Annotated in this window: 11 protein-coding genes, 1 tRNA gene and 1 pseudogene; 4 read left to right on the top strand and 9 right to left on the bottom strand. The window is 62.2% G+C overall.

Annotation, left to right across the window (positions count from 1 at the left end; all coding sequences use genetic code 11):
* Nucleotides 1-53: 53 nt before the first annotated feature.
* Nucleotides 54-1,265 carry a branched-chain amino acid ABC transporter substrate-binding protein gene (locus tag OIE68_RS45100; protein WP_327096984.1) on the bottom strand — a complete coding sequence of 404 codons (1,212 nt, stop codon included), beginning with the start codon at nucleotides 1,263-1,265 and terminating at the stop codon, nucleotides 54-56.
* A 232-nt stretch (nucleotides 1,266-1,497) separates the two neighbouring features.
* Nucleotides 1,498-2,115, bottom strand: coding sequence for an ANTAR domain-containing response regulator (locus OIE68_RS45095; protein ID WP_040688928.1), 618 nt, complete (start codon nucleotides 2,113-2,115; stop codon nucleotides 1,498-1,500).
* A 221-nt stretch (nucleotides 2,116-2,336) separates the two neighbouring features.
* Here OIE68_RS45095 and OIE68_RS45090 point away from each other — a divergent pair.
* A tRNA-Leu gene (locus tag OIE68_RS45090) sits at nucleotides 2,337-2,423 on the top strand.
* 40 nt (nucleotides 2,424-2,463) lie between these two features.
* Here the strand turns inward: OIE68_RS45090 and OIE68_RS45085 are convergent.
* Genes OIE68_RS45085 through OIE68_RS45075 form a run of 3 tightly spaced genes read right to left on the bottom strand, consistent with a single transcriptional unit; the run spans nucleotide 2,464 to nucleotide 4,466 of the window.
* Entirely contained in the window at nucleotides 2,464-3,615 is a 1,152-nt protein-coding gene (locus tag OIE68_RS45085) for a tyrosine-type recombinase/integrase (protein ID WP_327096983.1), read from the bottom strand.
* A gap of 59 nt (nucleotides 3,616-3,674) precedes the next feature.
* Entirely contained in the window at nucleotides 3,675-3,881 is a 207-nt protein-coding gene (locus tag OIE68_RS45080) for a DNA-binding protein (protein WP_327096982.1), read from the bottom strand.
* Between the two features lie 21 nt (nucleotides 3,882-3,902).
* Complete coding sequence (locus OIE68_RS45075) at nucleotides 3,903-4,466, bottom strand: replication initiator (protein WP_327102033.1); 564 nt, start codon at nucleotides 4,464-4,466, stop codon at nucleotides 3,903-3,905.
* Here OIE68_RS45075 and OIE68_RS45070 point away from each other — a divergent pair.
* On the top strand, nucleotides 4,465-4,806 hold the full coding sequence (locus OIE68_RS45070) for a hypothetical protein (RefSeq protein ID WP_327096981.1): 342 nt from the start codon (nucleotides 4,465-4,467) through the stop codon (nucleotides 4,804-4,806). The genes OIE68_RS45075 and OIE68_RS45070 overlap by 2 nt on opposite strands.
* A gap of 51 nt (nucleotides 4,807-4,857) precedes the next feature.
* Here OIE68_RS45070 and OIE68_RS45065 read toward each other — a convergent pair whose 3' ends face one another.
* Together OIE68_RS45065 and OIE68_RS45060 are read right to left on the bottom strand one after the other, a co-directional pair.
* On the bottom strand, nucleotides 4,858-5,781 hold the full coding sequence (locus OIE68_RS45065; protein ID WP_327096980.1) for a hypothetical protein: 924 nt from the start codon (nucleotides 5,779-5,781) through the stop codon (nucleotides 4,858-4,860).
* A 207-nt stretch (nucleotides 5,782-5,988) separates the two neighbouring features.
* A complete protein-coding gene (locus tag OIE68_RS45060) occupies nucleotides 5,989-6,657 on the bottom strand; it encodes a hypothetical protein (protein WP_327096979.1) in 669 nt (222 codons plus the stop codon).
* 359 nt (nucleotides 6,658-7,016) lie between these two features.
* Here OIE68_RS45060 and istA point away from each other — a divergent pair.
* Nucleotides 7,017-8,531, top strand: a pseudogene (gene istA, locus OIE68_RS45055) (IS21 family transposase); the annotation flags it as partial.
* Between the two features lie 131 nt (nucleotides 8,532-8,662).
* Nucleotides 8,663-9,445 carry an IS21-like element helper ATPase IstB gene (gene istB / locus OIE68_RS45050; protein WP_327096978.1) on the top strand — a complete coding sequence of 261 codons (783 nt, stop codon included), beginning with the start codon at nucleotides 8,663-8,665 and terminating at the stop codon, nucleotides 9,443-9,445.
* 216 nt (nucleotides 9,446-9,661) lie between these two features.
* On the opposite strand, the gene OIE68_RS45045 is transcribed toward istB, so the two are convergent.
* Together OIE68_RS45045 and OIE68_RS45040 are read right to left on the bottom strand one after the other, a co-directional pair.
* Complete coding sequence (locus OIE68_RS45045; protein WP_327096977.1) at nucleotides 9,662-9,925, bottom strand: hypothetical protein; 264 nt, start codon at nucleotides 9,923-9,925, stop codon at nucleotides 9,662-9,664.
* 239 nt (nucleotides 9,926-10,164) lie between these two features.
* Nucleotides 10,165-10,641, bottom strand: coding sequence for a hypothetical protein (locus OIE68_RS45040; RefSeq protein WP_327096976.1), 477 nt, complete (start codon nucleotides 10,639-10,641; stop codon nucleotides 10,165-10,167).
* Nucleotides 10,642-11,112 lie beyond the last annotated feature (471 nt).

The following is an 11,112-nucleotide window of genomic DNA, read 5'->3' as shown; positions in this document are numbered from 1 at the left end:
CGTACGGGGATTCCACGAACCCCTGTACGTGCCGCCGTGCGGATTGTCTAGGGCTACTTGACCTCGTAGATCCAGATCAGTGCGTTGGACAGTTCACCGGTCGCGTTCCACTTGTACTGACGCGCAAGGCCGGGGCCGTCGTAGGACCGCACGTACTCCAGCAGGTCGGGACGGGTCAGCTTGCCGCCATCGATGCCCTTGGCCAAGATCGTGGTCAGATCGTAACCCTCGACCGAGTAGACACCGGGCTCCGCGCCGTTGAGGGCCTGGTAGTCCGCCGTGAACTTATCCGGCGCCGGACCACACGGGCAGGACAGCACCGCGCCCTTGGCCGAGCTGCCGGCCTGGGCGACGAACTGCGGATCGTTGGTGCCGTCGGCGGAGACGAAGACCGCCTTGACGCCACCGGACTTCAGCTGCTGGGCCAGCGGGGCGCCCTCGGAGTAGTAGCCGGAGTAGAAGACGGCGTCCGGCGCGGCACTCGCGATCTTGGTGACCGTGGCGGAGAAGTCCTTGTCGCCCTTCTTGATGCTGGCGTTGCAGGACGCGTCGTTGGCGGAGCCGAGGCCCTCGATGATCGTCTTGGCCAGACCGGTGCCGTAATCGGTGTTGTCCTGGATGACGCAGACCTTCTTGTAGCCCGCGGTGTTGACCAGGTACTTGCCGACCGACGGGCCCTGCACGCCGTCATTGGCCAGACCGCGGAAGAAGCTGGTCCAGCCGTTCTGGGTCAGCGTCTCATTGGTGGCGGAGGCGGTCGTCGAGACCAGGCCGGCGTCGCTGAGAATCTTGCCGGTCGCCTTGGTCTCACCGGAGAACGCCGGACCGACCAGGCCGATGATCGACTTGTCGTTGACGATCTGCGGGATGACCTGGGTGGCCTTCTGCGGGTCGCCCTCGGTGTCGAACTGCTTGAGCTCGATCTTGCAGCCCGGGTTGGCCTTGTTGTGCTTGTCCAGCGCGAGCTTCACACCGTCGACGATATTGATGCCGAGCGCCGCGTCCGGACCGGTGAGCGCGCCCGCCATGGCGATCGCGGTGCCCGCAGGGCAGGTGGCCTTACCGTCGCCCGCCGGGTCGGCAGCCGAAGCGCTGTCCGACTTCGGCACCTGCTTGCCGTTGGCGTCGATCTGCATGACCGGCTGGATCTTCAGACCGCCCGCGCCATTGGTGCCGGAGGTGCCCGAGCCACCGTCGGTCGATTTATCGCTACACCCCGTCAGCACGAGCGCGGCGGCGGCACCGATGGCCAATGCACCCCGCATCGAACGACTGCGCCATGTCGAACTAAGCACGTTTCACCTCTACGTCCTGTGCTCCCCCGGGCTCTCCTCCGAGGAGGCCGACCACGTCAGCCCGGTCAGAACATAGCGTTGGTACGTTAGCGGCGCATCACATTCGGATCATCCGATCGACATCGTTTCGAATTTTTCATCGCGATCGGGTTTCCGGAAAGTAAAATTTCCGGCCTTGAACGGCCGGGGCGCAAGGATGGGCCTACTTCGGGGCCAGATTTTCCAGGACCACCTCGGCTACCGCCTTCATGGTAGTGCGGCGGTCCATCGCCGTTCGTTGAATCCACTTGAATGCCTGCGGCTCAGACAATCCCTGGGTCTGCATGAGCACGCCCTTGGCCCGCTCGACCAGCTTGCGCGTCTCGAGGCGGTCGGCCAAATTGGCGACCTCGCTCTCCAGCGCGGTGATCTCGTGGAAGCGGCTGGCAGCCAATTCGATGGCGGGCACCAGATCCGACTTCGTGAACGGCTTGACCAGATACGCCATCGCACCGGCGTCGCGCGCCCGCTCGACCAGATCGCGCTGACTGAATGCGGTCAAAATCACAACCGGCGCAACGCGTTTCGACGCGATCTCGGCCGCGGCATCGATACCGTCGCGGCGCGGCATCTTCACATCCATGATGACCAGATCCGGCCGATGCTCCACCGCCAGATCCACTGCCTGCTGGCCGTCGCCCGCCTCACCGACAACCTGATAGCCCTCTTCGGTCAGCATCTCCACCAGATCCATGCGGATGAGCGCTTCGTCTTCCGCGACGACGACCCGCTTCGCCCCGGCGTCCCGCTTCGTGCCGGCGCCCCCTGCTGTGTTGCTCATAGGTAGACCCCTCTGGTTCCGATGCCGTGTCCCCGACACGCGAATGAGTGGCCCTGGTCCGGGCACCGGTCCATCGCCCACTGTCGCCGTCGAGTGATGTAAAGAGTACCTTTCAGTTCCGCATACAACCCATATACCCTGCGCAAACCGGGCGTCGATCACTTCTGACCCAGCCCATTCGTGGTTTTCGACAGTGACCCGCTATGCTTTCCCACCGGTGCGCCGATTTGGCGGAACTGGCAGACGCGACGGTCTCAAAAACCGTTGTCCGAAAGGACGTGTGGGTTCGAGTCCCACAATCGGCACCAGGTAGAGCCCCTGTATTGGGGCTCTCTCCCATTTCAGGCATCACGCAGTCCGCAATTGGTCCGCAGCAGTCCGAGCACCGGCGTCCATCCCATCGGCCACCGCGTCCAGATCATCCGGGAACAGGTGCCCATAGAGATCGAGGGTCAGCGTCGCCGTTTTGTGGCCGAGCATCTTCTGAACGACCTTGATATTTGCTCCGGCGCTGATCGCCAACGACGCGGCAGTATGGCGAAGGCTATGCGGCACAACACCTTTCAATCCAACATCCGCCGCCGCCTGGTTGAACACCCACCTGAACTCGGTCGAGGTGAGATAGCCGCCCCTGTGGCTGGGGAAGACCAGCGCATCCGGCCTACGTCCCCCCAGCAGTGCCGAGAACTCCTTGGCGAGGATTCTGGGCACCGGAACCGACCGAGTCGTGTGATTCTTCGTGTCCGACTCCACCACGCCTTGACCGGTCACCCCAGTTGCCGAACGCGTCACCCGGATACGCCGGTTCTCGATGTCAACATTCGATGTCCGAAGAGCGATCGCCTCGCCGAAGCGGATACCGGTGTAGGCCAGGGTGAACACCAGCGTCCGGAATCGGCCGGCCGCCATTGCGAGCTTCATCACTTCCAAATGCGTGAGGTAGTTCCGCTCCCCCGCGATCATCGTCGGCAAGTCGATATCCTCGGCCGGATTCACCGCCAGCCGCTTCGCTTTGATGGCGTACCGTTGTACCTGGCTAAGCACCTGGTACGACTGGATCACTCGCGAGGCGGACAAGCCACGACCTTCGAATCTGGAACTACCGGACTGCGACAGGTTCACCACCCACTCTTGGATGTCCTCGAACTCGATATCCCGTATCGGCACCTCTCCCCACCGTGGCAGCACGATCGTGTCCAGCAGCGACCGATATCCGGCCACGGTCTTCGGCTTGCGGAATTTCTTGGAGGTGAACCACTTCTCAGCGACCACCGAGAACAGCACACCACTGCGATCCGGATCGACCCAAGTCCCGGTGACAATCTTTGTCGTCACGTCGCTATCAAGGAACTTCTGAGCCTGAATCTTGGTGTCGAAGGCCCGCGAGCGTTCCACCCCGTTCGGATCGACGTACCGGGCACGCCACCGCTTCCCCTTGCCGAACCGCTCTTCCGACTTCTCCTTCTTCGTCGACTTCTTGCCGGTGACCGGATCGACCACGACCACAGTCGGATACCACCGGTCCTCGATACCTGAGCGAGGATTACGCCGAGTCACCATCAGGCGGCCTCACCGGTTCCGGTCAGCTTCTCCTGCTCTGCGATCCACGCCAACACCACGGACTTGCGCCACACACGCCGACGCGGACCGAGCTTGAAACTCGCTGGCCCCGAACCGACATGCGCCCACCACCTCCAAGTGGCTTCCGGAATGCCGGTCAGCGCCTCGCAGTCCTTCGCCCGCAGGTAGGTTTCTTCCTCGCTCACGGTAATTTCCCTCCCGAGTTCCTATGCCGCTGTCTGGATTGCCGAAAGTTCTTGCGCCCCTGGAGCATCCGTTATCAGGGCTTTCGCGGCGAGGTATTCGTTCTGCCAGATCGAGCGTTGCGCGACCGCGGACATGATCAGTTGCTCGCGTCGAGGGACATCTGGATCACTCGGTTCGGTCAGGCGTACTACCCAGCCTTTGGCTTGTTCGGATTTGGCGTGGCCGACTGCGGCGAGCACTTGCCGAACGAATTCGATGCGATCGGCCTTGTGGTCGGGCAGGGTCTTGTTGCTCCATCGCCGGGACACCAGCACCCGGCGGCCACGCAGGCCGAGGGTGTCTCGGCGGTGGGCTTTGCCCTTGCAGCGGCCTGGTTGAGTCTTGGCCGTCGCATTACGTGGGGCGATGCCGTAGCGCAGCCACACCGCGCATGTGGGTGAGCACGGGGTGCGCTGCAGTTCGTGATGCAGGCGTTCGTAGTGGCGCCGGGTGCGTTCGTTCGGAGCTTCCAGTACCTCGCCGATGGACTTGGTGAGGTACTTGGTCAGATAGCCGATCAGCTTGCCCGCATCCTCACCGGCGATGACACTCTTGGCTTTGCCGGGACGTTGGCCACACTTCGACCGCGAGGTCTACACCGACAACCACATGCCGATCTGGGATCACCACGCCAGCGCGTTCGCCGACCCCGATACCGGGCGCCTGCTGCCGAGCTTCGATGACGCACTCGCGTTGATGGATGAGATGGACGACATCCAGCCCGCGCACGTGATCCGCTGGGGTGTTCAAGCCGACACGAAAGACATCGGTGACGACGATGACGGCACCACTCTCGATGCCGACGGTGAACGGGGCCCAGTAGCGCTCGCTAGCGAGTATGCACGACAGGTCCGGATGGAAAGCCGCCTCCGATTCGGGCGATGAGGCTGTAGACATGCCTCCGCAATATCGACCAGCAACCCGCACCGCTTACGACTATTCAGGCCGCCAAGCATCAGTCACCATCGGCCCTGAAGACCCCGTAGGCGGCGCCACCTTGTAACTGGTTTCGATCACGCCGTCTTCTTTCCGACCTCGCACAGTCGGTTGCCACCAATACGTACCGACATGCTTTCCCATCAACGGCGCCTCATCCGTGAATGTCTTGAAGTGCCCACGTACTAGATGCCACGGTGCGGGACCACCAGCAGCTGACCGCACCTCGCCCGACGTCCTCGGCCTACTTATGCCCGGAAGCGTAATGACGTGATGCCGCAATGGCTTCGGGGGTTTGTGTGTCCCCGACCGCTGTTTACGTTGAGAGCGATCTCGGTCGCGAGACTCGCTCACCTCGACGTTCCGGCAATTCATCAGTCCAACCGCGAGCAGTCCCGGTAACACCGTGGCCTGCAACGCTTCTCGATCCTCACTACTGATGTTGCCGGTAGCGTCCATACCCAGACAGCTGCCGTGCTCGTCAACGAAAACCAGCGCCATCGATGGCGCGTAGGCAAGAATGCCCTTCCACACCTCGACGAAGTTTATGCACGTCAACATCTGAACCGTTCCCGGAGGTGCCCACTCGGGCGGTTCCTCGCTCGCGATCCACGCCGCAACGGCCAAACCTGCATTTGGCGCTGGCTCAGCATTGCGCTCCGGCATCGCCCATTCGATCCACATCGAATCGAACGGCAAGCGCAGCGGACCGCAAGTCGTAGCAAGATCCCATCGGGGCCCCACTCGAAACTCGTCCACGGACTCAAACCACAACACGCACTCGTCCGCAACAACACGGACAGATTGCCGCACGATCCCACGCAAAACCGAAGCGGTGATCGGAGTGTCTGTAGGCAACGGCTGCACAACACGGGCAAGTTGCAGTTCGATGTCTCGGCGATTGATCCGATCGAACATCCGCACGCCGGCCCCCCTTTGTCGACAATGTCAGGCTCACAGTAGCCGCCGCCACTGACAACTGCCCACAACGAAGCCGCGACAGCCAACCGACACATGGGCAGGCCCCGGGTCCTTCTCCCTGATGACAGCCTCCTAACAACTGCGCCACACCGCGTCATTAACGGGGTCAGTTATCGCAGTCGCCCCCCCTTTAGCATCAGTACTACCCGACTACCCGTCATCTTGGGAGCGACGGCTGCTTGTCTGGCCGAAGAAGAATCCGAGGATCATAAGGAAAGCGCTGGATATGATCTGTGATATCTCGGTATGCAAGAACATGGCAGCGATCAGTGTTCCGCCGAACACGACCAGCAAGAGACCGCCCAGGAGAACCGCTGCTGGTTCGCGATCCAACATCGACTTCCGCATTCGCCAAAGCTCTTTGCGGTACTCAAGGCGACTCATGGCGGCTTTTCCACCCTCGCCATCTCGCGCCAACTCATCGATCCGCTGCTGCTGCTCATCGAGCTTAGATACGAGTTCTGACAACTTGTCTCGTACCCCAGCATCCTCGACGGTCTCCGCGACCGCTGCTATCTTCTGCATCTGCTCGTGCCGATCGCGCCGTGCCAGTTCCAGATTGATCGCATCTTGGTAATCCCGCACCAAGCCGTGGACTGCGCGGCCATACCGCGATCTGCCGTAACTGAGCAACGGATAGTCGCGCTCAAACTGCTCAGCTGCGGCCATTTGCTGACGTAACTGCGGGGTCGTCAGATTCGGGATGTGACCGTCCAGGTAGCCCACCGTGTCAAGCTTGACAGAGATGTTGTCTAGTCCTGCCGATCTCAGCGCGTCGTTCCAGAAGGTCGATTCTCGTTCCAACTCTTCACGGTTCACCGCACTATGCTCTCAGCCCCCACTGCGCTACGTGCTGGAAGCCGCAGTGTCGACTTAGTCGGCACCCCCGGACGGGTCACGATGACATCGAACCGAACCGAGCAGAGCTGCGCAGACGACCTCCGGGTGACTTCCGAAGTTGTTGCCGAATTTTGTCGGCGTTCACGGAAATCCGCAGGTTGAGCCGGTTTTCGTTCAGGTAATTCCCGGTATGCCGTTCACGTAATTGGGCAGGGTGTCGTTCACGTAATTCCCCACCCTGGTGGGCGTGCTGTGGCTGGTGTGGTCCTCGCAGGAAGTTGGCTGCTCCCATCTGATGAAGGTGATGGGAGCCAGAATTGGCGAGGAGAACGTTCGACGTGGTCGATGTGACCGAGATCTTGATCCACTGGCATGCAGGTCGTTCGCAGAGCCAGATCGCGTCCAGCCTGGGGTTGGACCGCAAGACGGTGAAGAAGTATGTGGACCCAGCGATAGCGGCCGGGCTGACGCCGGGTGGTCCGGTTCGGTCGCCGCAGGAGTGGGGCGAGCTGGTGCGGGAGTGGTTCCCGCACTTGGCCGACACGAGGTTGCGGCAGACGACGTGGCCGCAGATCGAGCAGCACCGCGATTACATCGTGGCGATGCTCAAGGCTGGGGTGAGCAAGCAGACGATCTGGCAGCGGTTGCGCGATGAGCAGGGTTTGACGGCGTCGGTGTCGTCGCTGAAAAGGTATGTGGAAGCGAACCTTCCGGAGGAGGACCAGCGGGCGAAGGTGACGGTGCTGCGCGATGACCCGCCGCCGGGTGAGGAAGCTCAGATCGATTACGGGTATCTGGGTTCGTGGGTCGATCCGGTGGGTGGGCGCAGGCGTCGGATCTGGGCGTTCGTGATGGTGTTGGCGATGTCGCGGATGATGTTCGTGCGTCCGGTGCTGACGATGGACCAGCAGGCCTGGACCCAAGCGCATGTGGAGGCGTTCGCGTTCTTCGGTGGTGTCCCGGCCCGTTTGGTGCCCGACAATCTGCGGACCGGGGTGGCGCGCCCGGATTTGTATGACCCGAAGATCAACCGGTCCTATGCCGAATTGGCGCATCATTACGGCACTTTGGTGGATCCGGCCCGGCGTGGGAAACCAAAGGACAAACCGCGGGTCGAGCGGCCGATGCCCTATATCCGTGACTCGTTCTGGCGTGGCCGGGAATGGACGTCGCTGCAGCAGATGCAGGACGCGGCCCTCGAATGGTGCCGGGAGGTGGCCGGTGCCCGGTCGTGTCGGCCACTGGATGGTGCGTCGCCGATATCGGTGTTCGCGGCGATCGAGGCGGAGGCATTGATTACGTTGCCGGGCAAGGACTTTGTGCTCGCGGACTGGACGACAGGCACTGTCGGGCCGGATATTCATGTCAAGGTCGGCAAAGCCTTGTATTCGGTTCCGTGGCGGCATATCGGCCGCAAGGTGGACGCCCGATCGACGTATTCGATGGTGCAGATCTTCGACAAGGGCGAGCTGATCGCCACACACGTGCGTAAACCGTTCGGCAAGCAGACCGACGTGTCGCACTACCCGCCGGAAAAGATCGCTTTCGCCATGCGGGGACCGACCTGGTGCCGCAACCGCGCCACCGAGATCGGTGGATCGACCGTCGCAGTGATCGCCGAATTGCTGTCGGAGAACGCGCTTTTCCGGTTGCGCGCTGCCCAAGGGGTGCTTGGGCTGGCCGACAAGCACGGCGCTGCCCGGCTCGAGTTGGCCTGCGCCAAGGCGATCACGGTCGGCGACCCGTCCTATCGGACGATCAAGGGCATCCTGGTCGCCGGGCTGGAGGCCGATCCGCCACCACCATCGACCGGTGATGGAGGTGCCGCGGCGTTCCTGCATGGCCCTTCGCGGCTGTTTCGCAACGTCGTGGCCCTGCCCAACCCGAACAGTCCGGCCGCTATCGCCGCCACCGCGAACGCCGACCGGGACGATGACGCCCGTGACGGCGCCGGGGACCGTGACCGCGGCGAGGGGGTGTCGGCATGATCGTCGACGTCGCCCTCGAACAAGCCTTGCGAACGTTGAAGCTGTCGGGGATGTTGCAGACCCTCGAATCCCGTCTCGCCCAGGCCCGCGCCGGGGATCTCGGGCATATCGAGTTCCTGCAGGTCCTCTGTCACGACGAGATCGCCCGACGCGAATCCCAATCGATCGCTCGCCGCATCCGCCGCGCCCAGTTCGAGCAACAACTCACCCTGGAGCAGTTCGACTTCGCTGTCTCCCCGAAACTGCCCGCCGCGCAGATCCGCGACCTCGCCGCACTGCGGTGGCTGCCGGTCGGTGAATCGGTCGTCCTCTACGGACCTGTCGGAGTCGGGAAAACCCATGTGGCACAAGGACTTGGGCATCTGGCGATCCGTCAGGGCGCGGAGGTCCGGTTCATGAAAACCAGCCGCCTCCTCGCCACTCTGGCCGGTGGTCACGCCGACCGCACCTGGGACAAACGGCTGCGCGAGTTCGTCCGGCCCGCAGTGCTCATCCTCGACGACTTCGGCATGCGCGAACTCACCGCCACCCAAGCCGACGACCTCTACGAACTGATCTCCGAACGCGCCGCCGCCGGCGGCTCCATGGTGCTCACATCCAACAGGTCACCGGTCGACTGGTATCCGCTGTTCCCGAATCCCGTTGTCGCTGAGTCCCTCCTGGACAGGCTCATCAACACCAGCCACCAGGTCTTCATGAACGGGCCGTCCTACCGGCCCAACAAACGGCCCCGCACCAAGAACGAGCCGAAGACCCCACAGAAGGAGGCCATCGGGTAGAACATCAACCAGGACCCACCACCTGCCCAATTACATGAACGAACGCGGCGGGAATTACGTGAACGTCGACAAATTTCGCTATACAGGCTCAAGAGCGCCTGCGGCGGCGCAGAGCGCCGCCGCCGCGCTACGACACGCAACGCGCTCCCTGAACGGCGGTCGCACGGCGCGTCGGCACGTCGGCACCGCACTGCGCCATTCTCAGGAATGACGACCCTACAACGCTTCTCGACGCACGACCAGCAGGTCATCGCGGTAGCTGAAGCAATGCCTGTCACCCTTCACGCCGACGCCATCGATCATCGGACCGCAGAAGTAGTGCCCGGTGTAATACTCATCTGGCTCGCCCGGCATCGCTCCATCACGAGGCTGAGGCGCGAGGCTACCGATCTCATCGACTTCGAGCCACAGCTCAGAGTTGTCGGACTTGATGACGTCGCCAATCCGGACATCGGTAACGGCGACTGCTTCAGTACGCATCCGATGAGGCTCTCACAGCCCCTGGCCCCGAACACGACGAAGCCGCGGATCCCGAGGTTGGATCACGCGGGAGTTCCCAGCCACCTCATACTCCGATTGTCTCGCTCCACTCGGCCGAGTCAAGGGAAAGAGCGCCCTTGACACGGCCGAGCTCCGCTGAGGGGCGCAAGTATGAGGAAGCAGGGAGGGGCGTAGGTTCCAGGTGGATAGGCGACATATCCGCCCGATGGCCTTGGGCTTCACCGATCGGGAAATTTCGCCAGTGCAGGCCACCAGGTCGGATGGTCCCTCACGGCTTCGCACAACTTCGGGCATGTAGACCGCATGTCGCGGACATATTCCAGCCAAGATTTGTCTTCAGTTGTTTCGTCGCCACTGGGCAGGCGGTAGACGGATACCAGCAACAATTCGAGAACATCAGCCAGCATCTCGATCATCGTGTCGAGCCGGTCTTTCTGGTCGACAGTCAGTCCTCCCCCGCTGTCGTGTCCATACACACACTTTCTCAGTTCGGGCTTCTCGAGCAGTACCGCTGTAACGCTGTGCAGATGACCGAGCAAAGCGCGAAGCTCCGCCGTCCGAGCCAACTTATTGGCCAGTCGCGTTTGCTCCGCCAAGGAGCGAGTCTGCCTATAGGTAAGTACCAGCGCCACTGCGGCCACACTTAGCGCAACAAGGGCGATAATTGCTGAAGCGACCTGGGCAGCTGTATCCATCGGGGCCTCCCTCCGCAACTTTCAACCAGCACTGCGCAGCTCCTCTTTACGGAGATCTACCGCGCCGTTAGGCCGGGCTGAGAAACTGGCGCACCCTGAGCCTCGACAAGCATCAGCATACGTCGAGCAACCGGATTCAACCCAGCCTCATGCTCATGGCAAACCAGACGTTTACTTGAGCGGCCCTTCCGACACGCCGCCCATCATTACCGTGTCGGTCAGCCACCTGCCGGGTCCACAGTCAGTCCGCAGTGATATGCGACATGACCAACATCTACCAACGATCCCACCGACCGAATCAGCAGGTCAGCCGCTCACCGCTACCGGAGCCAACGATCCCCAACACATGCAAACGTCGAGAGTGACAACCTCAAAAACCGTTGTCCGAAAGGACGTGTGGGTTCGAGTCCCACAATCGGCACCAGCTGGCAGACGGCCCATGCTCTTGGAGAGCATGGGCCGTTCTCACCT

It is taken from the genome of Nocardia vinacea, assembly GCF_035920345.1.
Lineage (GTDB): Bacteria > Actinomycetota > Actinomycetes > Mycobacteriales > Mycobacteriaceae > Nocardia > Nocardia vinacea_A.
Note: the sequence above shows the minus strand (reverse complement) of the source record. Positions and strands in the feature narration are given on the sequence as shown.